The 22221-nt window shown below is 39.6% G+C and carries 21 protein-coding genes; 4 read left to right on the top strand and 17 right to left on the bottom strand.

Annotated features, from left to right (window positions below; translation table 11 throughout):
• The first annotated feature begins 7 nt into the window (after positions 1-7).
• On the top strand, positions 8-1102 hold the full coding sequence (locus HYX58_04550; protein MBI2775247.1) for a hypothetical protein: 1095 nt from the start codon (positions 8-10) through the stop codon (positions 1100-1102).
• On the opposite strand, the gene HYX58_04545 is transcribed toward HYX58_04550, so the two are convergent.
• Positions 1080-2057 (bottom strand): hypothetical protein, encoded by a 978-nt coding sequence (locus HYX58_04545; protein ID MBI2775246.1) that lies wholly within the window; start codon positions 2055-2057, stop codon positions 1080-1082. The two genes, HYX58_04550 and HYX58_04545, sit on opposite strands and share 23 nt — an antisense overlap.
• Before the next feature lie 331 nt (positions 2058-2388).
• Between HYX58_04545 and HYX58_04540 the strand changes: the two genes are divergently transcribed.
• Entirely contained in the window at positions 2389-3369 is a 981-nt protein-coding gene (locus HYX58_04540) for an SPFH/Band 7/PHB domain protein (protein ID MBI2775245.1), read from the top strand.
• On the opposite strand, the gene HYX58_04535 is transcribed toward HYX58_04540, so the two are convergent.
• The 4 genes from HYX58_04535 to HYX58_04520 all read right to left on the bottom strand — a co-directional run bounded on the left by HYX58_04535 (position 3341) and on the right by HYX58_04520 (position 7097).
• Positions 3341-3508: a hypothetical protein gene (locus HYX58_04535; GenBank protein ID MBI2775244.1), complete on the bottom strand. Its 168-nt coding sequence runs from the start codon at positions 3506-3508 to the stop codon at positions 3341-3343. The two genes, HYX58_04540 and HYX58_04535, sit on opposite strands and share 29 nt — an antisense overlap.
• Positions 3509-3784: 276 nt before the next feature.
• Entirely contained in the window at positions 3785-5818 is a 2034-nt protein-coding gene (locus HYX58_04530; protein ID MBI2775243.1) for a hypothetical protein, read from the bottom strand.
• A gap of 156 nt (positions 5819-5974) precedes the next feature.
• Positions 5975-6514, bottom strand: coding sequence for a hypothetical protein (locus tag HYX58_04525; GenBank protein ID MBI2775242.1), 540 nt, complete (start codon positions 6512-6514; stop codon positions 5975-5977).
• 109 nt (positions 6515-6623) lie between these two features.
• Complete coding sequence (locus HYX58_04520; GenBank protein MBI2775241.1) at positions 6624-7097, bottom strand: hypothetical protein; 474 nt, start codon at positions 7095-7097, stop codon at positions 6624-6626.
• 153 nt (positions 7098-7250) lie between these two features.
• Here HYX58_04520 and HYX58_04515 point away from each other — a divergent pair, with 153 nt between their 5' ends.
• Entirely contained in the window at positions 7251-8540 is a 1290-nt protein-coding gene (locus HYX58_04515) for an APC family permease (protein ID MBI2775240.1), read from the top strand.
• Positions 8541-8588: 48 nt separating this feature from the next.
• On the opposite strand, the gene HYX58_04510 is transcribed toward HYX58_04515, so the two are convergent.
• The 5 genes from HYX58_04510 to HYX58_04490 all read right to left on the bottom strand — a co-directional run bounded on the left by HYX58_04510 (position 8589) and on the right by HYX58_04490 (position 14176).
• Entirely contained in the window at positions 8589-9311 is a 723-nt protein-coding gene (locus HYX58_04510) for a hypothetical protein (protein ID MBI2775239.1), read from the bottom strand.
• Positions 9308-11161, bottom strand: coding sequence for a tRNA uridine-5-carboxymethylaminomethyl(34) synthesis enzyme MnmG (gene mnmG, locus HYX58_04505; GenBank protein MBI2775238.1), 1854 nt, complete (start codon positions 11159-11161; stop codon positions 9308-9310). The genes HYX58_04510 and mnmG overlap by 4 nt, the downstream gene beginning before the upstream one ends.
• Before the next feature lie 283 nt (positions 11162-11444).
• Positions 11445-11888, bottom strand: a complete 444-nt coding sequence (locus HYX58_04500; protein ID MBI2775237.1) for a hypothetical protein — start codon at positions 11886-11888, stop codon at positions 11445-11447.
• Positions 11889-12218: 330 nt separating this feature from the next.
• Positions 12219-12824, bottom strand: a complete 606-nt coding sequence (locus HYX58_04495; GenBank protein MBI2775236.1) for a hypothetical protein — start codon at positions 12822-12824, stop codon at positions 12219-12221.
• A gap of 38 nt (positions 12825-12862) precedes the next feature.
• On the bottom strand, positions 12863-14176 hold the full coding sequence (locus HYX58_04490; GenBank protein MBI2775235.1) for a hypothetical protein: 1314 nt from the start codon (positions 14174-14176) through the stop codon (positions 12863-12865).
• 103 nt (positions 14177-14279) lie between these two features.
• On the opposite strand from HYX58_04490, the gene HYX58_04485 reads away from it, so the two are divergent.
• A complete protein-coding gene (locus tag HYX58_04485; GenBank protein ID MBI2775234.1) occupies positions 14280-15341 on the top strand; it encodes a phospho-N-acetylmuramoyl-pentapeptide-transferase in 1062 nt (353 codons plus the stop codon).
• On the opposite strand, the gene HYX58_04480 is transcribed toward HYX58_04485, so the two are convergent.
• From HYX58_04480 to HYX58_04450, 7 genes are all read right to left on the bottom strand, one after another.
• Positions 15318-16634: an APC family permease gene (locus HYX58_04480; GenBank protein MBI2775233.1), complete on the bottom strand. Its 1317-nt coding sequence runs from the start codon at positions 16632-16634 to the stop codon at positions 15318-15320. The two genes, HYX58_04485 and HYX58_04480, sit on opposite strands and share 24 nt — an antisense overlap.
• 516 nt (positions 16635-17150) lie before the next feature.
• On the bottom strand, positions 17151-17891 hold the full coding sequence (locus HYX58_04475; protein MBI2775232.1) for an RNA methyltransferase: 741 nt from the start codon (positions 17889-17891) through the stop codon (positions 17151-17153).
• A gap of 5 nt (positions 17892-17896) precedes the next feature.
• The gene (locus tag HYX58_04470) at positions 17897-19030 is read right to left on the bottom strand and encodes a tRNA-guanosine(34) transglycosylase (GenBank protein ID MBI2775231.1); all 1134 of its coding nucleotides are present in this window, start codon (positions 19028-19030) and stop codon (positions 17897-17899) included.
• A 3-nt stretch (positions 19031-19033) separates the two neighbouring features.
• Positions 19034-19702, bottom strand: a complete 669-nt coding sequence (locus HYX58_04465) for a queuosine precursor transporter (protein MBI2775230.1) — start codon at positions 19700-19702, stop codon at positions 19034-19036.
• Positions 19703-19710: 8 nt separating this feature from the next.
• A complete protein-coding gene (locus HYX58_04460; GenBank protein MBI2775229.1) occupies positions 19711-20331 on the bottom strand; it encodes a hypothetical protein in 621 nt (206 codons plus the stop codon).
• 10 nt (positions 20332-20341) lie between these two features.
• Positions 20342-21280: a UDP-N-acetylmuramate dehydrogenase gene (murB, locus tag HYX58_04455; protein MBI2775228.1), complete on the bottom strand. Its 939-nt coding sequence runs from the start codon at positions 21278-21280 to the stop codon at positions 20342-20344.
• On the bottom strand, positions 21246-22205 hold the full coding sequence (locus HYX58_04450) for a rhodanese-related sulfurtransferase (protein MBI2775227.1): 960 nt from the start codon (positions 22203-22205) through the stop codon (positions 21246-21248). The genes murB and HYX58_04450 overlap by 35 nt, the downstream gene beginning before the upstream one ends.
• Between the last annotated feature and the right edge of the window lie 16 nt (positions 22206-22221).

Genomic DNA, 22221 nt, shown 5'->3' with positions numbered 1-22221 from the left:
GGTAATTATGGAAAATAAATTATATTTGAGAATAGTCTTATTTGTTAATTGTATTTCAGTGTCTGCATTGGCTATGGAGAAACCAGACAAGGATGATGGTTTTATAAAAATTGGTGATTGGAAAAAGGTAGAAAATCATTTTCCCGCTCCCAATTTACCAAATGACCAAATCGATCGAATAAAAGCACTCGCAAACTATATTATTACGCATCTTCCCGCGAAGCAACAAAGGCCATCACTAAAAAGCGTACTAGAATTGGAATTTATTCCTGTTGAAAGTGCAAGCCCACAGCTTAGAAGAGAATACAAAAAACTAGAAGCTCATCTTGACATCATGGCAATTGGTGTGAGAACTCGACAACCGATTATTCTAGATGAAGGTAAGGCGGATCTTTCGCTCATTGTGCTCGATATTGAAAAGAAAATAAACAAAGCAGAAATTCAACCGCAAATTCAAATAAAAGAAGATGCACTAGAAAAGATTCTGCCTAAAAAGAAAGAACCTTTTAATCCCAAGCGGAAACGTAGATTGGTGGGTACTGATCTAAAAGGTGATGCGAATAATTCTGGATTGATTACAGCGCTTGAAAAACGAGATAAACGATTTTTCGTTGGCGCTTTAATGTATGCGGAGAAGATCCAAAAAATGCGGACTTCGTATTATCACTTACCATTTAAACAGAATCTAAATTCACCAATTATAAATAAGCAACCAGAAATCGTCATGGAAAACCGCGAAGAAATATCTTTAGAACTTGAGCGAGAACGTATTGAGGCGTATGAAGTGTATATTGCTTGCCGCCGTAAAAGGATTATGGATTATCAAACGTTAATTTCAAATAAGTCTCACCAAATAGTAAGATACGATAAAGCTCCATGGTTAATGCGTATCTTCAATCATTATGCAATACGAGATTTAAAAAATGAACTTCAAATTTATCGAGAAAAAATTAAATTTTGTGAAAATGAAATTACAAATATTTCTAATAAAATAAATTTGAGCACTTCAGGAATGAATGATGCGCCGAAAACAAAAAGTAATGAATTAGGATTGAGTCAATTACTCGAAGATTCGCCGATCACGTCTCAGAAAATAAAATAGGAATTTTATTTCTCTTCAATCGTAAAATCAATGGATCGCAATTTTGTATTGGAAATGGCACTCGATCAAGAGTTGCAAGAATTTCTGGCAATGCAAGGACGAATGTCGACAATATAAATGAAAGATGGAATGGACCAACGCCATCAAATCGCACTTTTACTTGCAGTAGATTCTCGCATGGCGCAAATTTGCGGCCAGAAAAAAGTGGAATACTTGCTCGTTGTGGATCATCAACATGATAACCAAATCGTTGCATATCGCCAATCTGAATCATATCGTACGTCGAATAGAGCGAGTAAATTTTCTTAAAATAGCGCGATTTTACATATTGAGCTGTTTCAACTTGGACCGGAACTGCCAGCATCACAAGTTTATCGATAACGATAGGATCTTCAGGATCGTTCACTATTTCAATGTTTAAGGCTACATTGCCACCGTGGCTGTGCGTTATCAAGCAAATTTCAGGTTGCGCGCCGTATTTTTCGCGATAATCTGCTCGTAATTTTTTTAAATCGCGCACTAAAGAACGTGCCGCATCAATTCGCGCACGAGAACTTAAAACACCTGTCCAGCTTAAAATATAAAAATGCTCATGGCTAAATTCGCAAGGCGCGGCTTTGCAGAGCCGGTTAACGATAAGTTTTCTATAAAGATAATCGTTTGGTAGATCCGATGCTAAATAAACCCCTTCTTCTTGAGCGCGCATACTTTTAAACATTTTATTGAACCAAAAATGGGTTCCGTGTACCCAAACAATAATTCGCGGTGCAAAAGGTTGAACGCTAGACTCTTCAATTGTTTCAGTTTGGGGGCTCGTCGGAAGTATTTCTTGCGTTACCGGTGACTCTTCTTTTGTACGTACTTGGTCTTTCCGAGTCGTTTCGCATCCGGAAAACGAAAGCGAAAGAAGCGCTACGATAAAAAGATGTACGCATAAAAGGTTTTTGTTGCTCATTAAAGCACCCTTAAAGTTATATTCACATTTTCCAGCTTAGCCGATCGATGAGCAAAGGACAAAGGGTTTGCTTATTGGTTTACATCGGCCAGAAAAGCTTTTTGTGCGAGAATAGAGGTAAAAAACATTGTAAGTGCGCTTCTTTTTTTGGCACATTTCTACGATTTTGCTATTTGCCACAAAGTAGAAAAAATTATGAAGTTGGCACCGATTGCTTTCTTGTCTTCTTTCATTATACTGAAAAGTGCCTATTGCCTCGGTAAATCTAATAGTTTTTTACACCGAAGGAATCATCATGGTTCTAAAACATTTCATGTATGGCGAAGCTGCAATTTTTGGCTTTCTCATTCTCATTTTCTCAATTATCGGCATCATATTTTTTCTTTTTAAAACGCTGTTTCGCGTAAAGCAAGCGGAAGTTGTTATCATTGAGCGTTTAGGCCGGTTTCATAAAATTCTAAAGCCGGGAATGCATATTCTAGTTCCTTTTATTGATGAACCACGGGAAGTGCTCTGGAGCTTTTTAGTTCCTGATGATCGCGGTCGATTTCCGGTGCGCATTACACGCGTTTTTAATAGAATTGATTTGCGTGAATCGGTGTACGATTTTCCTAAGCAAAGCGTGATTACTAAAGATAACGTAATGATGGAAATTAGCGCGTTGCTTTACTATCAAATCACCGATCCAGAATTGGCTGTTTATGGCGTAATGAATTTGCCGGAAGCGATAGAAAAACTCACGCAAACAACTTTACGTAATCTAGTTGGTTCACTTGATCTAGATGAATCGTTAGTCTCGAGGGATAAAATTAACGAAAAATTGCAACATATTCTCGATGACGCGACGCATAAATGGGGCGTCAAAATAAACCGAGTAGAATTGCAGGAAGTTAATCCGCCAGAAGATATTAGGCAAGCAATGGAAAAGCAGATGCGTGCTGAGCGCGATCGCCGTGCACGAATTTTAGAAGCGGAAGGTATGAAGCAAGCGCTTATTACCGAAGCTGAAGGGATTCAAGAATCTACGATTTTGAAGGCAACGGGGGATGCGCAATCTGCGGTGATTGCTGCGCAAGCTGAATCTGAAGCGCGTCTTAAGCTCATGAATGCAGATGTTCAATCTGTTAAGCTTATCGCGGCTCAATTGCCACAATCAGATCCACTCGCTTATTTAATTGCGATGAATTATATAAAGTCGTTGCAAGAGCTGACCAAAGGTAAAAACGATAAGCTTGTCGTTGTTCCTTATGAGGCCAGTTCATTAATGGGTTCTTTTGCATCAATCAAAACTTTGTTTGAGCAAAAGTCTTAACCTGCTTTGCAGGAAATTCGAACGCTTTTTCTGGTTGATTCTTTGCATTGATTCTTGTTGCAAGTGGTTCAATAAGAGCAATGAAAAAAAGAACAACCAGTTTAAGCACGATCCACAGCGTGCCATTACTATGCTTCATAGCAAAACTCCCTTCTGAAGAAGTACACATACAAATAAATGAGAAATTAAAATCGAATTAGTTTGATGACCGGGCGGGCCAAAAATAAGCTTCAATTGAGCGACACTGGTTGCTGCTATTAAAAAAGTGAAGATGGGAAAAAAAGAAATTTCTTGAGTTGGCTGTTATAGTACTCATCGTACAGCGCTCAGTCTTCATGATGGTCTCCTTGTCGTCCAAATATAACGAAACTACTGTACTTAATAATGAGTTTGGTGCGCAAGAGTTCTGCATATTCTAATTTTGATTTTCTGATCGAGCAGCTTTGAGTGATTTTGCGATGTTTTCTACTACCGTTTTAGTTTCCAGATTCGTAGTTTCAAGGTTATACCATATCTTGTTTTCCGGATCTCGCTCTTGCGCCAGGCGCGAGAATTTATTAAGCCAAATGCCATCATGATCTTTCATCATTTGGCCAACTATTTCAAAATCTTCGGTTTTTTTAAATTTCGAGAGAAGAATAACAGGCAAATGCATCAGGTACACGCCTTGCTTTTCCAATTCCGCTTGGTGCTCGCGAAACTCCATATTAAATGTTGCGCAAATGAGCGGCTCTGTTGGGCTGCTTAATCCTTTGCTCAGGGCTTGATAGAACCAACTATTAGGTAAGTTAATATTGTATGCGCCGATAAGTGCGTTTGGTAATCTTTTTTTGATGTGCGTGCGGAGCAATGTACCAATTATGGTTGCTTCTTGCCGCAAGGTAGCAAAATATTCATCCATTTTTTGTGTTTTAAGCAAATAACGAACCCGATCGTTAATGGTTGCCGTTGGTACATTATTATCAATGGGATGTTTTTTTGTGTAGAGCCGCCATGCTGTCGTTGAAAAATCCATTGATGGTAAAAATTGTCCGGTTTGATTCTGCGCGTGATACATTTCTAAATCAAGAAAAACGCCCGCAAGAGGTACGCCATTGCCCGTATTTTTTTCCCATTCATCTACAAATCTATCAAATACCGTTAAAAATTCTGGTTTCCAAAAATGCTCAACGTCAAATGGGCTTGGTATATTTTCGTAACATTCGCCATACATATCGCATGCAGGATCGCGCTGTGGGTTGCCTCGTAAATTGCTTGTTAAATTTGCACCCATAAAAAAAAGCGGTAACGGTTTATCATTTAATTGTTCTCTTTTTTTCATAGCTTGAGTGAATCGTTTTATCGAATCGAGGAAAGCCTGTTTCTTTTCTTTTTGGCCTGCTGAATCTGCTAAGTAAACTTCTGGTAAAAGTTCAAACCACATTACGTTAATTCCCGCATCAGAAATATCATTTACTGCTTCTTGTTCTTTTCCATCGTACGGCTCAAGATTCATCCATGCACATACGATTCCTTCTTTTTTGAAACGCTGGTATGCAGGATTTAAAATTTTTTGGAAACGTTCTTTAATAGATTCTCGATTCTTCGATTGAAGATTCTGATCTGTTTTTGCAGCACCAACCGCTTGTCTTAACGTGGTATATATTTGTGCATTGAGGGCCATTCGCAACTTTTTATCCATAGGTGTTAGTTTAAACGGTTCTTTAATTTCGCTCGTTTGAATCATGTTTACGCTCGTCAGGAAAATAGTATTGCCTGTTTTTTCATTGCGAATCTTGATTCCTAAAGGATAGAGCGGGCTCAGCGATGATATTTTATCTACAGATTTGGGGAGCATTTCTGCCACAAGTTGCGGAGCCGAAGGGCAATAAGTACTTGCTTGTAACGGCGCTGGTGCGCGTTTATCAAGCAGCGCAGTGCGATAATGCTGACTTTTACTTTCATCAGAACGAACAAAATGATTAATAAAATGAGAAACATACTGCCGGTTTTCCGGAGTTTTATTTTCTAAGAGTTGCAATTTTTCAAGTAGTTGTTCGGTTATGCTAGAAACGAGCACGGGATTTCCGGTAACCGGTATTATTAAACCAATGAGACTATCTTTTTTTGTTTTGAGATGATCGATAAGCATATAAAGATGTCGGAGCATCGGTGTTTGAATACTATTTTGCTTGGTTAAATCGCGAGCAGTTGCGCTATAAAATGAAGGATCCAAAACAAGCCATATTGCATTATGGCGAGCAATATCGGATGGCGTTACATTGTATGCATGTTTAAAAATTGGTTCAAAACCAGCAGTTGCCAGTGTATCAAGTGACTTTTTAAAATTAATTCGATCATTATTTCCAGTTTCAATAACAAGAATAGAACGTTTTTGCTCAACTGCGTGAAGAAATACCATGCTCGCTAGCGATACGATGCATAGAGAAAGTAAACTTCTTTTTTTCATAATTGAACGCCAATCGAGTAGTTCAAAAAATTTTTAGTTCATCTTCACTATGAATATATATTTAAATATTTCAATTTTGCAATAAATTATAATTTTACAAAGCAAAACGGTGTCGTTCTGCAAATGTTTTTTCTCAGATAAGAAATCTTAGGTGATTTAGTTTTGGCCATGGGTTGTATGATGTTCAACGACCTCTTCGGGAAACGCAAGCTTTTTTAGGAGAGCGCTGAATTTTTTGCTGAGCTCTTCAAGATCTTCATGTGTTTTTGAAGGTGCTTCATTTACCTTATTAATTTCAGTAATGATAGCATCGGTTTCTCTTTGATGGTACTTGAACTCCGCATCCATTCTTTCAAATATGCCGCCGATCTGGGCAAGTTTGCTGTATTGGGTTTCCATAAATTGATCATTGTGCTGTTCAAGCAACATACAAAATTGCCTGACGCAACGACAAATGATAAATGAGGCGAGTTCATTTTCCTGTTTTTCTTCGCTACGGTTATCGCACCGCGTTGCGATGAGGTGTGAAAAAACTTTGTGAAATTTATCGTGATGCTCAAATAGATTAACTTTATGCAGAATTGCTTTTGCTTGGATGTTAGCCTCGAGACCGGTTAAAAGTGTTTTGTCTAAATGTGCAAACGAAACCGACCAATCGAGAGCTATGCAAACTATTAACAGAAAACGATGATTCATTTATAGTACTCCTTAGTTCTCTTTGAAAAAAGAGTTAAATAACTTTCTGGCCCATGTTAGCAATTTGCAGGGATGTAGGTAAGCATTGGTTAATAAAAAGTTTTTGATTCTACAGTTCAACTTCTACTTTAACTCTTGATTGATTTAATTCCGTCTCATTTCTTACAAAAGACTCTATTGAATGGCATTCAGTGTTTGTTTCAAGGAGATAGGTAGCATACCTGTGCATAGCGAAGCCTGCCCACAATGCGGCTAGTGGCACGCAAATGAAAATTGCGAGAGTACGAGCGGGCAATTGATGTCGCGTTATTTTTTCGGGAAAGAGGTAATACGCTCCTTCATGCGCAAAATAACCCGCCAGAATCGCGGCACAAATCGAAGAGATATTCTTCTTAACTACTGAAATAAAAGATGCGGAAACTTCTTGGGGCTTTACGATAAAATGATGCTCAAGGAACTGCCATTCGTGCCCCGCAAAAAATTTTCGTGCATAATTATCGGCCTGGCTTAAATGCGACCATTCAAAAAGGAGTAACAACGCAATAAATAAGCGTTTTTTTTGTAGAGGGCATCCGGAAACCATATCTTTTTTCTCCCTGGGTAATGCTCGCCAATCGCCAATATTTAAAGCCTAGTTCAACAAGCACAAAGTTGCAAAGTGTGTACAACTTCAAGTTTATAAGCTAAACTCAATATCTGTTTTTTTATTTTTTTACTACCTAAACGAGTGGGTATCATGAAACAACACAAAATTTCGTTGTTCACCGCCATCTTGCTTAATCTCAATATCATGATCGGATCTGGTATCCTGATTGGTCCTGGCAGCATGGCTGCAATTGCAGGAAATGTGAGTTATTTGGCATGGATTATGGTGGCCCTGATTTTCTTACCTATTGTTCTGAGTACGGTACAATTAAGCCGTATGTTTCCGGGAGCCGGGGGATTCTATCTTTATGCCAAAGAAGGCCTCAATAGAACGGCTGGTTTTGCAAGTGGTTGGCTTTATATCGTTGGGTATACGTTTGCACTCGTCGTTGAATTTATGGCATTGAGAAAAACGCTGACCGTCATGATGGGATCAAATTGGCTCACCGATCATACGTTTGCTTTTGATCTTATTATCGTCGGCAGTACGACCCTTTTAAATCTTATGAGTATGAAAGCGCTCGGTCGATTGCTCAATGGGTTAACCATTACTAAGATTATTCCGCTTATTGCGGCTATTCTCGTTTTGCCTTTCGTATTTAAGCCGCAAACATTAGCGATAAGCAGTCAAGAATTAGCGCTTGTTCCATTTGCTATGCCGATGGCCATATTTGGTTATTTCGGTTTTGAATATTGCGCAAGCATTAGCCACTTAATCGAAGATAGTAAGAAAAATGCACCGCGCGCGATTCTTATTGGTTTTCTTTTGACCACCCTTATTTATACACTTTTCAATTTCAGTGTGATTAATATAATGGGAGTTCAAAAACTTTCGGAATTGGGTGCGCCAGCATTTGGAGATTTTGTTGCATGGCCGATTCCTGCGATGGCGGTTCTCTTGAGTTTCCTTATTTCAATCGCCTCAGTTCTTGCAATTTTTGCGGGCGCAAACGGAATGATGAATGGCAATTCAATTTTGCTCCATTCAATGGCTGAAGAAAAACTATTCTATTTTTCTCCAATGCTTTCTCGCTTAAGCAAACATGGTCGCCCTTGGGTTGCTACTGTTTTACAAGGGCTTGTTGCATTATTCTTGGTGCGCCATATTACCAATATTGATTATGCGTTTAGCCTTTGCAATCTTGGTATTTTTGCAGCATTCATCTTGCCATTTATCTCGCTCTTGAAATTGCAATTGAGCAGTCAGAAAAAATCGATCGTTTCGATCCTCATAACCATTACTGCGATTATTGCTGTTTTAGGGCTTGCAATTTATAGCTTCTATAATTTTGGCAGCACGATGCACGAACGTTTAGTTGGCATGATACCACTCTTTGTCGGTCTTTTTGCTGGCGGATTGCTGCTGCAGCGTAAATATTAAGAAAATAGTTGAAAAACACCAGATGCTTTATTGCGTCTGGTGTTTTTTTTATTTTGATGTTACAGGAATAATTTTTATATTTGGCTGAGACTTCCATGAGAAATCGAGCTCAAAAGCATCGCCTTCAGGAAGAGTAAACTCAGCCTTTTTCGTATCTTTGTAGTACCCGTTTGCAAAATTAAAAATATATTCAAAATTTACCGCATTATTTTCGACGGGAATTGAAGCGGTTGTTCCTTGCTTAACTTCGTTGCCATTAATTTTTAAAACAAAATCTGGCGTGTGTTTTCCTGTCCAGTGATGGTACGTGATCATGTCTTTGCTGATCGAATTTTTTATGTGGACCGTGCGAGCTTTTTTGTCTTTTTGCGCGATCACCGGTTCCTTTTTTTGTTCACATACAATTGCTGGAGTGATAATCGGTTTTTCGATCACAACCGGCCCAGGCTTGCTCGTTTCTTTTTTTATTGCGTAGGGGTTTACGTAGCCACCCTTTTTCTTTTCTGCGGCGATTTTGTCTTTGTTTGGGGTATCGCCGAGTGGTTTTTTAATGTCGTCTTTAGCGCAGTTCTTTTTTTCAATACTTTCTGATGCGGGCGGGGTAGTTTTTTTCTGAGGGCTGGCTACTTTTTTTACTTCTTCTTTGAGCATGGGCTTTGGAGAAGTTTTTTTCGGGCAGCTCGTGGATTTTTCAAGAACTATCGGATCGCCACCGAATAAAGGAATTGAAGCTGATGATAGAACAAATAAAAGGTGAGCTAATTTTTTCATTGTACTTCCTCTAAACATGAATCTTTTTTTGCTTTTATTTTACCATGCTCTCTGATTTTAAAAATAAGTACCGCAATTGCTGCAGGAGTCATTCCTGGAATAAGCGAAGCGGCCGCAATATTTTTTGGTTTATGTTTTCTTAATTTTTCTTGTAATTCTTTTGATAGACCGGCAATAAGTGTAACATCAAGCGATTCAGGAATTTCAAGATCTTGCATATGTTGCGCTTTTTCCATTTCTTTAAGATCGCGCTTTAAATATGGTTCATAGCGCACTTCTGCCCACACTGCCAATGCGGCGCGATTATTTAAAGCATTATTCGTTATTTCATGAATTCGTTCGATATTTGTTTCATCGCGTCCGAGCAGCTTTAATAAATCATCATTATTTTTTCCAGAACGAATATCGCGCACCACTTGTGCAACAAGCGTTTGTTCTTGTTTAATTTCATCATAAAACGATTTATTAATGAGTCCTAAGTTATAGCTCGTTTGCGCAAGCCGATAAAAAACGTTATCTTGCCGCAAAGAAAGTCGGCGTTCTGCCCGCGATGTAAACATGCGATAAGGTTCATCAACGCCGAGCGTTACTAAATCGTCTATCATTACGCCAATATATCCTTCTTGGCGCGAGAGAATGAAAGGTTTTTCCCCAATAGCTTTTAAATGCGCGTTAATGCCGGCAATAATTCCTTGCCCCGCCGCCTCTTCATAACCGGTTGTGCCATTAATTTGGCCTGCCAAAAATAAACCAGGAACATGCCGAACTTCAAGCGAATGGCTGAGTTGATCTGGCAAAACGAAATCGTATTCAACTGCGTATCCGGGGCGTACAATTATCGCATTTTCAAATCCGGGAATGGTACGTACATATTGTTTTTGCACTTCTAAAGGCAACGATGTGGAAATGCCATTTGGGTATACTTCTTCGCTCGAGGCACTTTCTGGTTCTACAAAAACATGATGCGAGGTTTTCGTGCCAAAGCGAGCAATTTTATCTTCAATTGATGGGCAATAGCGGGGGCCAATCCCTTTAATATTGCCGCTATACATCGGCGAAAGGTGTAAATTTTTGCGTATAATTTCGTGTGTTTTTTCGTTGGTGTGCGTGATGTAGCATGCATGAGAACTGGTAACATGCTGCGGTTTGAACTCAAACAAATAGTCCAAATTATCAGGCTCTTGCATGGTCATTTTTGAAAAATCGAGGCTGGAACGCAATAAGCGCGGAGGAGTTCCGGTTTTTAAACGGCCAATTTTGATTCCTAAATTTGCCAAAAAATGAGAAAGGTGGGGAACCGATTCGTCACCTTGGCGCCCGGCTGAATATTTTGTTTGGCCAATATGAATAAGGCCATTTAAGAAGGTGCCGGTCGTAAGAATAACCGAGCGAGCAGAAAATTGCGCCCCTTCGCGGGTTTTTATGCCGCAAACCTCATTTTTTTCATTGAGGATCAGATTTTCAACCATCCCCATCATAAGGGTGAGGTTTTCTGTGTGTTCAAGTGTTTGTTTACTTAATTTATTATAGGCGTGTTTATCGATTTGCAGGCGAAGCCCCTGAACGGCAGGCCCTTTACTGGTATTAAGCATGCGAGCTTGCAGATAGGTTTGCGTGCACAATTTTGGCATTAAACCGCCAAGCGCGCTAATCTCGAAAACAATGTGGCCTTTTCCAACGCCGCCAATCGCCGGATTGCAGGGCATAAAGCCAATGCGATCGAGATTGAGGGTGATCATAAGAGTGCGGGATCCCAAGCGAGCGGACGCGTAAGCAGCCTCAATCCCTGCGTGGCCGCCTCCTACAACAATGACGTCAAAATCGTACGATAAAGAATGATCGATGTTCATTTGTTTTCTATCCACCAGCGCCAGTTAAATCGGTTAGTAAAAAAGCGAGGGCTTTTTTATAGGCCCTCGCAGCATAGTTTACCGAATTATGATACTGATAGCAATTCATACCCGTCTTTGCTAACGCTAAGCCGGGTGGATATTTCGCTCATCGTGAGTAAATGCTTTAGCATTTGTATCGACTGCGTCCTGCGAAGCTCGAAGAGCGAAGAAGGAAGGGTAGCAAACAAGTACAGGGACGGCATTGCCCTATTTGGGTAAATGTAACCTCCATTTCCCCGAATTACTTGTTACGAATAACCATGACGCCGATATATTTTTTGATGTTATCTGGAGATGGTATATATTTTTTGAACGATTCAACGATCCAGCTATAGGCATTAAATGTTTTTTGAACTAAAAAAGGGTTTTTTGAAGTTTTGACACTTTCTAGCCGTGCGATAAAATCATCGATATATTCATCTTTATCTGGAACCGGGAACGTTATGAGTTCTTTGAATGTTTCACGATTTTCTCTGATCAATTTAATCAATTCATCGACAAATTCTCTGAACGATTTTTGTTGCTGTGCGTACGATTCCAAAATCTGAACTGCCTTTTCGACAGGGTTGACTTGTGATGGAGCTGCTTGGACGCTATCAGCTGAAGCGGTAGCTACGCAAAGCGCAGGCGCCGTAATCAGACCAATAGTTATCAGGCAAGAGGCTCTCAGTGAGGTATATTTCATATGTTCTCCGTGATAGAGTTTTTGTTTTACTTTACTACTCCTGCTAGCCACAACCTCCAGATTAATCGATTGGGTCGATATGTCAAAGGGGTGGGGATTCCGGATCGTTCTGCCATTTTTTATATAAAGCGGGCCGATGTGTCAATTCCTCGGTTCAGAATTGGTTTTGGGGATGTGTGGAATCAGGAAAATGGGGCGGTTTTGCAGTGGGATTGATTCAGTGAGGATTAAGGGCGGCAAATAAAATGCGCCAATTAATTTCAAAGTGAAAATCAATTGGCGCATGGATAATTAAATTCTTAAAGGCGAGAGGCTAAAATTAGGCGATTTTTATGCTGCTTTTCGAGATTTCCACCAAACAAATGCTTTCGTTGCAGCCCAAATACTTCCAATTGCTAGAGCGCCAAAAGCAAATCCATAGGCCTGAGATTTTCTTTTCTCTTGTGTAACATGCAAGTCTGTGAAGGCAATCTTTTTATTCAGCGCATGATCGGCTTTGTAATGGGCTGAGCAATCGATTATTAATTGTTCATTTTTACGCTTTGATTGTTCCAATAAAGAAAGCAAATTTTCGATAGGTTCAATAAGATACGCTGGACCTGTATCGTTTGTTCCTTTCGGGACTTGATCAAAAGTAAGTTTAATTCCATTTTTTTCAAAAACAGAATGATTCTCATTGATAATTTCTTCAGTACTATAAGAAGTAGTGCCAACCTTTTCGCCATTAGTACTTTTAATTTTTTGGTTCACGGTCTTGCGATAGCTGGCAATAGCCGGTTGGTACTTTTCGAGTAATAGATCCAGCTTATTGCCAGGCGTCAAATTTTCCCAAGAAATTTCTGTTTTTATTGACGCAGGTTGTTTGATTTTTGTTTCCATTCCAAAGGCAAAATTATGAATAACCAGTGAAACAAAAATAAATATAAGATATTTCATATAGATTCCCGTCCCAAAATTAAAAAATTATTAAAGAGTTACTTTTTAGATTTCCACCATACAAAAGTACCAAGCACAGTACAAACCGCGGTTGCACTAGCTGCTCCGACTAGAAAGCCATTTCTGCGACTGCTCGGAGAAACTCCCTTTTTTAGAGATTCATTTGTGGCTGCCAGGAGTGTTATTTGTTTTTCCTGGTCCGTAATTATTTGATTACATGATTCTTCTAGTTTCTTCATTTGTTCATCGTGACTTGAAATCTCCATAAACTTACTTGCATCTGAAAACTTCTCATATTTTTTTTGTCTTGAAATTAATTGATCTTCTTTTTCATAATATGCAGCTTCCCATTTTTTTACCGCTTGTTTAAAATCACCAAGAATCTTAAGCGTTGATCTTTTGGGGGCCGAATATTTATATTGTTCTACTTTTTCATTTTGTTCTAATTCATTATCGTCAACAAGTGGAATAAAATTCGGTTCAATCTTGCCGTCATTGGTTATTGCTAGATCATGTAATACAAGTAGCGGATTAAGAACAAAATCTCTCAATAAAGCGGGGGGCACCCGATAACCTTTATATTGTAATTTGAAGTATTGATCATAAAAATCACTTTCTTCAACTTTATATTTTTGCTTAATAGTTATAAGAATATCTTTTTCATTGGCTGTGCGATCTTCAATCGGGCGTGCGAGAATTTGAGCTGATATTTTATACGCATCTAACTCATCTCTGTCTTTAGTAGGAAGAGTATAATCGGAAACACTACTTAATTGTATTTTGCGGATTTTCCATTTTTGAATATTATCCTCGATCGTTTCTAAATATTTTAGAGCACACTCAATACGATCGCCTGCTCCAAATTCGCGCCATTGTTGCTTCTGTTGGACAATATCTGCATGGATCCATCTATTCATCCCTCTCCATTCTTTACGGACCAATAGCTTTTTGACATCGAATTCTCTAATTTTTTTAGAAAATCCACTTTCTCGCCCATTTTTGATTTCTTCTTCAGGAATTACGGTAGAACTGCGCATTCCGGTTTGGTTTAAATTAGGTACTCCAGTGCTATTACGTTCGACTTTATCTTTTTTGAGGAAGACAGAGTTAGATACTGAATTTGGAGACGTAGGCCTTGGCGATACCATTTTTGTTGTAGACCCCTGTTCAACTGGTAGTAAAGGCACTCCAGAATTTCCTTTAGTATTTTCTTTGGAAGAACCGTTTTCTGGCGCTGATAAAACTGATGGATTATCATATATAATAATTTGCGGGTTTTTATTTTTTTCATGATGCAGTGCCGCATTCATTTGAAATGATAGCGCAGCAAAAATGAGCAGTAAAAGTTTCATATGTCGCCCCTATATAGTTGTATCTAAGTTCACAGAAGGTTAATTGCGTATTATTCTAACTGATAGTAAAAAAAATTGAATATTATATTTGTCAGGATTTCAAATGCTGTATTATTTTTCGATGTATTTTAAAGCAACATCTTCATTTTGGAATGTGCTGCATTATGTTAGTTTTCGTGCAATGGCTGCGTTGTTAACTTCACTTTGTTTTTCTTTTTTATTCGGCGAATTGTTTATTGAAACATCAAAAAAGTTTTTTAGATCAAAAGCGCGAGAATGGACTCCTGAGCGGCATAAAGAGAAAGATGATATGCCAACTATGGGCGGTGTTTTTATTTTAATGATCGTGTTGGCGACTGTTTTGCTTTGGGCTCCTATTTTTCATTATCAAATACTCATTATGATTTTTGGCATGCTTGGTTTTGGTGTGATTGGAGCATGGGATGATTGGTTAAAAATAAAAACGCGCAAAGGCATTTCATCTCGCATTAAATTTTTATCGCAATGCGTAGTTGCTGGGTGTTGCGCAATTTCTATGTTTCTCAATGGTGTTTCCACCTCGATTAGTTTTCCGTTTTTTAAATCTCTCAATCCAAATATCGGAATATTTTTTATTTTATGGGCGACATTTATCATGGTGGGCGCAAGTAATGCGGTCAACTTAACAGATGGGCTCGATGGGCTTGCCATAGGTTCGCTTATTCCTAATTTTGCTACCTTTTCTTTAATCTGCTATGCAGCTGGCCATTATATGTTTGCTAACTATTTGCATATTCCTTTTGCAGGCACAGCGGAATTAGCGGTAGTAGGAGCGGCACTCGTTGGAGCCTCGATTGGTTTTTTGTGGTACAACGCGTACCCAGCTCAAATTTTCATGGGAGATGTAGGTTCATTAGCGCTGGGCGGTGCACTTGCATTGATGGCGCTGATGGCTAAGCAAGAATTGCTTTTGTGTATTGCAGGGGGCTTGTTTGTCGTTGAAGCGTTATCGGTGATGATGCAAGTTTATTCGTATCGTTATCGCGGTAAGAGAATATTTAAAATGGCACCAATTCATCATCATTTTGAATTGCTTGGTTGGCAAGAAGCAAAAATTACGATTCGATTTGGCATCATTTCACTTATATTATGTTTGATCGCTTTAATGACGCTTAAGATTCGCTGATCGAGAAAATGCGGTTGAGATATAAAGTATCATACCGAGTGCAATCAATATGCCAAAAAATCCAAGATAGATAATGCCGCTGGAGATAAAATTTCTAATGCAGCTAGCTAAAAGTAAAAGGCAGCTACCAATAGCGGCCCATGCAACAAATGGATGTGAGCTGAGCGATTCATTGCGGTGCGCTTTAATAAGCCCCATTACGCTGCATGCGTACGCAATGGTACAGCCTAAAACACTAATTTGTTGCAACGTTACTTGATGGCCTGCGGTGAGTAATAAATAACCGGCGCAGATTGCGCTTTCTGCAAGTACGCACATAAATGGCACTTGATAGCTATTAAGCGAAGTGAAGAATTTTGCAAAAGGGATATGTTTAAATTGCGCGAGGGTATATAGATTCCACGAGTTACTAAATAGAATACCATAACTACCGCCAAGGGCAGATGAGGCGCCAGCGATATAAAATAATTTTAATAAAATCGCTTTAAGCGCGCCGGCCGCTGGCATAATTTCATTAAGAACCACTTTAAAAATACCTAAGAAATTAGGAAGTTGCGTGAGCCCTTCGCCAAAAGTTGCAAACATAAGCAGTTGATAAAGCACGGTGAGAAAAACCACGATGCCAAAAGAATATAAAATCGATTTCGGGCCATTTTTTTCAGCATCTTCAATCGAATTACTAATCGAGCAGGCTACTTCAAAACCGACAAATGCATAAAGTACGAGTGGAATAGTTGATGGAATTCCTGCCCATAAAATACTATCGACTGGAATATGCCATTTTGAGAATAATGCTAAACAACTCAAGATTGCAAAAATAATCGGCGTAAATTTACAAAAGATAAAACCGTACGTGATGCGTGTTCCTGTTTTAATATTGAACATATTAAGCCACGTAAAAAGTGCAAGAATTGCAAAATCAATTGGCAATGAAGGTATTTGATCCAAAGCGGGAATAATAACCTTCATGGTTGAAGTAAAAATATGGATGAGCAATGCTGCCGACGCTAATTTCCCAACAAAATATGACCATGCGCTCAAAAAACCTACCGAAGGATGAATATCGGTTGCCGCATACGCATAAAACCCGCCTGATGGATGGCGGTTTAACGTAGTTGCGATTGAAAAAATAAGGGGGAGCATTAAAAGTGCGACCGTGATGTAGCTTGCAAAACCCAGAAATCCTGCAATTACTGCCAAATTTACTGTATTTATCAGCACGCCTGTGCCAAACATGACGTTAATGTTAATTAATATTGCATCGAGCAATGAAAGTTTTTGGGTTTGTGCCATAACGATTTGAAACCTTTGGTGACAAAAAAGTAATTCTATGAAATATATTGTTTAGTTTATGGTCTATCTTTGAATTCATCAAGTCGATGATATGCGAATTGTTTCCACTGATCCGCATGGTTCGATACATTTTGCTCACTTCGTTCACAAAACACTCACCACGAGCGGACGGAGGGACTAGTGTTATTACTTTTTGGTTCTTCAAATTTAACAATTGACAAACTCCGCTCACCCTGAGTGATTTCGAGTGAAACGAGAAATTGTATCGAAGGGTCACCGCGAGCGGATTTCTTAGCTTTTAGAGCAGAACACTTTTTTGCGTTTGGATCGACGTGTCCGCCATCCCTCGATACTATTTTTAACTTCGTTAAAAATCACTCGGGACGAGCGCGGGAAGTGCATTTCCTCGGTAGTTTCAATGTAATTGTGTATAAGTCAAAAGTTTTTGCATATTGCGCTCGTCCCGAGTGATTTCGAGTTTTCGAGAAATAGTATCGAGGGGTGCGCAATAAAAATTTATAAGAATCCTATATACATAGCGATCGAGCCTGCAATCGCAGCATTTAAACTTTCAGTTCCGCCGGGCATTGAAAGAGTGATAAGTTCATCGCATGCCGCAAGATAATCTTGGGCAATTCCATGCGCCTCGCTGCCGATCATTAATAAACTATTTTCAGCTAATGTATGCATCGGTTTGCCTTCTTGCACCACCAAGCCAACAAGCGGCATATCTTTTTTGCGTGTAAGAAATTCTGGCCACGTACATTGGATAATATTTACCAATCCGATCGTGCCTGCGGTCGCTTGAATTACTTTTGGATTGAAAGGATCAACTCCTTCAAGAATTACGACTGTTTTTTTTTCTAATGCTGCGCAGGTGCGGATTAAGGTGCCCATATTTCCCGGATCTGAAATGCCGCAGAGCACAATTCCTGAGCTAAGCGGTTCATTTTTTGCATGTTGAGGGATCTCAAAAACGCCTAAAATGCCACTTGGCGAACTGCTCGGGCTTATTTTGTTAAGTACTGCATCTGAAACGACCGTAATCTTTTCATCGGAAGCAATTTCTTGAGCTTGCATGAGCATAAAATGTGTCGTGATAAGTTCCACTAAATGCATTTTGCTTTTCAGCAGTGTGCTAACGGTGCGTATACCTTCTGCAATAAATTTTTGTTGGTGTTTGCGTTCGCTTGCTTCATGCGCTAAACGAACAAGATCTTTTACATGATCATTTTGTAAAGAAAGAAGTTCTCTCATAGAATTTATATTTCGTCGTTAAGAATGCGTTGTCGATACTGTGCCATAAGTTGTACCATAAAATGAAGATTATGAATGGTGGCAAGAACATGGCCAGTTACTTCATGCGCTTTAAAAAGATGATGTACATATGAACGGGTATACGTTGTGCACGTTAAGCAGGTGCAATTTCTATCAATCGGCTCAAACGATTGTTTGTGTTCATTTTTCTCAATTTTTACAAAACCGTTAAACGTAAACAATAATCCATGCCTCGCGCATTTAGTGGGATGTGAACTATCGAATGTATCGATTCCCAATGGAATTGCCGACTCGAGGGATGGAAGATCACCGATACCAAGCAAATGATTCGGTTTCTCAATTGGCATTTGCGGCATAAGTTCTTTAAGCATTTCGATCATTTCAATGCGGGATTTTCCTAAGCTGCCGCCGATAGCAAAGCCATCAAATGCTAAATTGGTTAAATAAGCCGCGCTTTCTTTGCGCATTTCGGGATTAATGCCGCCGTGAATCACTGCATACATTGCCTGATTATTTGCATTTTTTAGATGATAATCAAGCGATCGCTTTTCCCAGCGATGAGTTCGCTCGAGCGATTTTCTAAGAATAGTTGGATCAATATGATAAGGCGGTAATTCATCGAATGGGATAATAATATCGGCACCAAGCTCTTTTTGCGCTTGAACCGATGTTTCAGGCGTGAGCAAAACAGGTGCGCCATCCCGATAAGAACGGAATAGGACGCCCTCTTCATCAATTTTAATCACCGAATTGGTTATTTTTTTTTGGCCTTTACTTTTCAGCTCATCTTTTACCCCGCCATATGCCAAGCTAAATACCTGAAACCCGCCAGAATCGGTAATAAGGGGCTGACGACGGTTCATGAATTTGTGGAGTCCGCCAGCTTTGGCAACCGTATCGGTACCTGGATGGAGCATTAAATGATAGGTATTGCAAAACATCAGCTGAAGGCCAATATCATCGACCGTTTTGCTATCAAGAGCTTTTAGGGTAGCGTTCGTGCCGACCGCGACAAAGTTAGGGGTATCGATAACGCCATGCGGCGTATGGATTTTTCCTACGCGGGCACGCGATTTTTTCGATTGGTGAATAAGTTCAAATCTAAATGGCTGATGCATAGCTTACTGGTCATGTTGGCCTATAAACCTCGATAGCCAGATAGCTGGAATGGTGAGTATTACGGCGCATAGTTTAATAAAATAACTGATCAGGACAATGTCCCACACAGATTCTACTATGCCATAAAGCCCTAAAAAGGTGAATAGAAGGGTGTCCACCAGTTGGGCACTAATCGTCGAGCTGCAAAAGCGAGCGATCATGAGATTTCCCGAAAGCCGTTGGGAAAGCCATGCAAAAAGAGCCCGATCAAGATGCTGCGATACTAAGTAGGCAATCAGAGATGCTGCAATAATCCGCGGGCTATTGCATAAAAGTGCCTGAAAATGAGGGTGCATTGAATCGCAGAATGCGGGCAGGTACCAAAGCTGAATGTGCCCGGCAATGGCTGCCACAAACATCATAAAAAAGCTGATCCAAATTGCACGAATCGCTGTTTTGCTGCCAAAATATTCCTGCAGCATATTAAGCGAAAGAACAGCGCCAATCGTATACGCGTCAGCAGCAGTCACAATAAATCCGCCCAGCGCAATTTGCTTAGTGACAAATAAATTTGCAATAATGCTGAGCGTCGCAACAAGCGCAATAAGTGCGTCTCTTCCAATGCGAAGTGCGCATAACGTTGAGACGCTAATAATGAGAGAATGGATGATAAAAATTAGTTCGTTGATCATTTGGATAATTAATTTTTAGCCCACAATTTTTTATAAGCTAAATAAGTGCATCCAAGAGTTACAGCAGTTGTAGCTGCAATGCGTCCCCAATAATATTTTTTTCGTATTGCGCTTTCACTTGTGCTAGGCGACTCCAGTTTTTCAGCATAAAAATCTACTCGATTTTCATAAAAAATGTTGCCAGGCTTTCTGAATTCCTGCATCCCAAAAGAGCGACTACGCCCGGGTATCTCGGCTTTTTCTAGAAACCATGTTGCTCCAAAAATGTTAACTTCACAGCCTTTTTGATATTTAGGTGCTCTTTTATCTGTTTGCTCCAGTCGTACCCTAAATAGTTCATCTGCTGTCGCAGTCTTACTTGTGCAGGCACCTTTTTCGTCTTGCTCTATAACGTAGTTCATAGCTGAAGATCTAAGAAATATTTGTATTTTATTGTTGAGAGGGGCAACTGTGGAAACTGTGTATTTTACAGCTTCCTCATTCGGCTCAGATTTCATGATGACAATGTCACCTTCAGTCCATGAGACGGTTTCTTTCGGTAGTCCATCTATATTGAATGTTCTTGGATTTGCAGCGCAAAAAGCCGCAATTGTTAATGGAATACACATCGAGAGAACTTTATAATACATTTTTCATCTTTCAAATAATAAGGTTTCTAAATCCAATTAATCTGCATTCAGCATGTGGTTTTAAATTAAATTCTTTATGTACGAGTTCGCGCATTTTTTGCGCCAAATTAATAATATCGGTGCTTGTTGCGTTGCCGCGATTGATAATCATATTTGCATGTTGATGAGAAACAATTGCATCGCCAACCGAAAGTTTTCCTTTAACCCCAATTTTATCTAAATAATAAGCAATGTAGGGCAGTTTTACGCCAGTTCTTTCATGCTCAATTTCGTGCGGCAAAAAATTTCTAAAAAAGCTGCCGCAGGTGTTTGCGGTTGGGTATCGTTTAAAACGGTGGCGCATAATTTCTGTGCGGCGCCCCTGTGCAAATGCTGTTTCAAGTTCAGAAATGCGTTTTGTTTTGAAGGTGGCGTTTACTAAATAATGTTTTTCATCATGGAGCGTCGAAAAATCGTACGCAAAATTGAACCACTCGGGAGAAACTGTTTTTATAATCCCGGTTTCTCGTTCAATTACTTGCGCACTTACTAAAAATTGATCGAGCAAGAATTCAAAATAGTGCAAATTAATATAGACCGATCCGCCGACCGTGCCAGGAATTCCGCTAAATTCTTCAAGTGCGCTTAAATTATGCACAAAACAATATTCAATTAAATCGTTAATGGTAACGCCAGCGCCTGCGTGAACTAATGCTGTTTTCTCGTCGACAATCTCATGATTAATTTGTTTGAGAAACGGACGAATTACTAAACCGTCAAAACCATCATCGCTAATTAAAACGTTTGCGCCTTCGCCTAACACAAAGATGGGCAAACTATTTTGCTGAGCAAATGCGCACGCATCTTGGAATTCTTGCGCGTTTACTGGCTGAGCAAAAAAACGAGCTGCTCCGCCGGTTTTAAACCAATTTTTATCATTTAATGGAACATTGTGCTGGATCAGATTCATTGCTTTGATTCGTGCATCCAATTCGTGATGGTTTGGTGCGAATTTTTACTTTGTGTTCACGTACTAATTGTGCGCAGAGCTCGCTGCAGGTATTGATTAAATTTGATTGGCAATTATCGCACATCAGCACCTGTTTATTACATTCAGCGTTGATGCAATTGATAGGTTCATCGTACGGCGCGTTGCATCGATCGCAATTGCCCACGCAATCATCATTAATTTTTTCGGTTACGCGGCCATCAAACACATAGTTTTTCCCGCGAAAGAATCCTTCGGGAAATTGCTCTGTATAGCGCTGAATGCCACCGTTAATTTGATATACTTCTTTGGCAACATTTTTTGATTTCAAATAGGCAGAAGCACGTTCGCAGCGTACGCCGGAGGTGCATGCCATCAAAATTCTTTTATCTTTAAATGTTTCTAAATTGGTATTGATGAATTCAGGAAATTCTCTGAAATATTCGGTTGGAGCATTAATCGTGTTTGCCGTTTTGAATTGGCCGATTTTCCACTCATAATTATTTCTAGTATCAAGGACAATCGTATCTTCATTCATGTGAGCCATGAATTCGTGCGCTTGCTCAGGAGAAAGATGTTTTCCAGCATCTTTGGCGGTAATGCGCTTGGTATCAAGGCCCAAATGTACAATTTCTGGGCGAACAGCAATGCGCAAACGAGGAAAATAATCTGCGGCACCCGCGCTATCTTTAAAATCAATGCCGCCAAAAAGCGGATGCTCGAGCATCGTTTTTTGATAGAGTTCGATATTTTCATCGGTGCCACCAACGGTGCCATTGATGCCTTCATGCGCAATCAAGATGCGGCCTTTGAGCCCGAGTTCAACGCACAGTTTTTTTTGCCATTTAACGATGGCCGTTGGGTATTCGATATCGACGTATTTATAAAAGATAGTAATTTTGCCCATAAATCCCGTTACCGCG

The organism is Candidatus Dependentiae bacterium (assembly GCA_016191325.1).
GTDB lineage: Bacteria > Babelota > Babeliae > Babelales > JACPOV01 > JACPOV01.
The sequence above is the reverse complement of the archived record's forward strand: the minus strand, read 5'-3'. Positions and strand labels throughout refer to the sequence as shown.

Bases quoted from the DNA above. Each gene is read 5' to 3' on its own strand.
- HYX58_04550 (MBI2775247.1), top strand. From the start codon at position 8: ATGGAAAATAAATTATATTTGAGAATAGTCTTATTTGTTAATTGTATT.
- HYX58_04545 (MBI2775246.1), bottom strand. From the start codon at position 2,057: ATGAGCAACAAAAACCTTTTATGCGTACATCTTTTTATCGTAGCGCTT.
- HYX58_04535 (MBI2775244.1), bottom strand. From the start codon at position 3,508: ATGAAGCATAGTAATGGCACGCTGTGGATCGTGCTTAAACTGGTTGTT.
- HYX58_04530 (MBI2775243.1), bottom strand. From the start codon at position 5,818: ATGAAAAAAAGAAGTTTACTTTCTCTATGCATCGTATCGCTAGCGAGC.
- HYX58_04525 (MBI2775242.1), bottom strand. From the start codon at position 6,514: ATGAATCATCGTTTTCTGTTAATAGTTTGCATAGCTCTCGATTGGTCG.
- HYX58_04520 (MBI2775241.1), bottom strand. From the start codon at position 7,097: ATGGTTTCCGGATGCCCTCTACAAAAAAAACGCTTATTTATTGCGTTG.
- HYX58_04515 (MBI2775240.1), top strand. From the start codon at position 7,251: ATGAAACAACACAAAATTTCGTTGTTCACCGCCATCTTGCTTAATCTC.
- HYX58_04510 (MBI2775239.1), bottom strand. From the start codon at position 9,311: ATGAAAAAATTAGCTCACCTTTTATTTGTTCTATCATCAGCTTCAATT.
- mnmG (MBI2775238.1), bottom strand. From the start codon at position 11,161: ATGAACATCGATCATTCTTTATCGTACGATTTTGACGTCATTGTTGTA.
- HYX58_04500 (MBI2775237.1), bottom strand. From the start codon at position 11,888: ATGAAATATACCTCACTGAGAGCCTCTTGCCTGATAACTATTGGTCTG.
- HYX58_04495 (MBI2775236.1), bottom strand. From the start codon at position 12,824: ATGAAATATCTTATATTTATTTTTGTTTCACTGGTTATTCATAATTTT.
- HYX58_04490 (MBI2775235.1), bottom strand. From the start codon at position 14,176: ATGAAACTTTTACTGCTCATTTTTGCTGCGCTATCATTTCAAATGAAT.
- HYX58_04485 (MBI2775234.1), top strand. From the start codon at position 14,280: ATGCTGTATTATTTTTCGATGTATTTTAAAGCAACATCTTCATTTTGG.
- HYX58_04480 (MBI2775233.1), bottom strand. From the start codon at position 16,634: ATGGCACAAACCCAAAAACTTTCATTGCTCGATGCAATATTAATTAAC.
- HYX58_04475 (MBI2775232.1), bottom strand. From the start codon at position 17,891: ATGAGAGAACTTCTTTCTTTACAAAATGATCATGTAAAAGATCTTGTT.
- HYX58_04470 (MBI2775231.1), bottom strand. From the start codon at position 19,030: ATGCATCAGCCATTTAGATTTGAACTTATTCACCAATCGAAAAAATCG.
- HYX58_04465 (MBI2775230.1), bottom strand. From the start codon at position 19,702: ATGATCAACGAACTAATTTTTATCATCCATTCTCTCATTATTAGCGTC.
- HYX58_04460 (MBI2775229.1), bottom strand. From the start codon at position 20,331: ATGTATTATAAAGTTCTCTCGATGTGTATTCCATTAACAATTGCGGCT.
- murB (MBI2775228.1), bottom strand. From the start codon at position 21,280: ATGAATCTGATCCAGCACAATGTTCCATTAAATGATAAAAATTGGTTT.
- HYX58_04450 (MBI2775227.1), bottom strand. From the start codon at position 22,205: ATGGGCAAAATTACTATCTTTTATAAATACGTCGATATCGAATACCCA.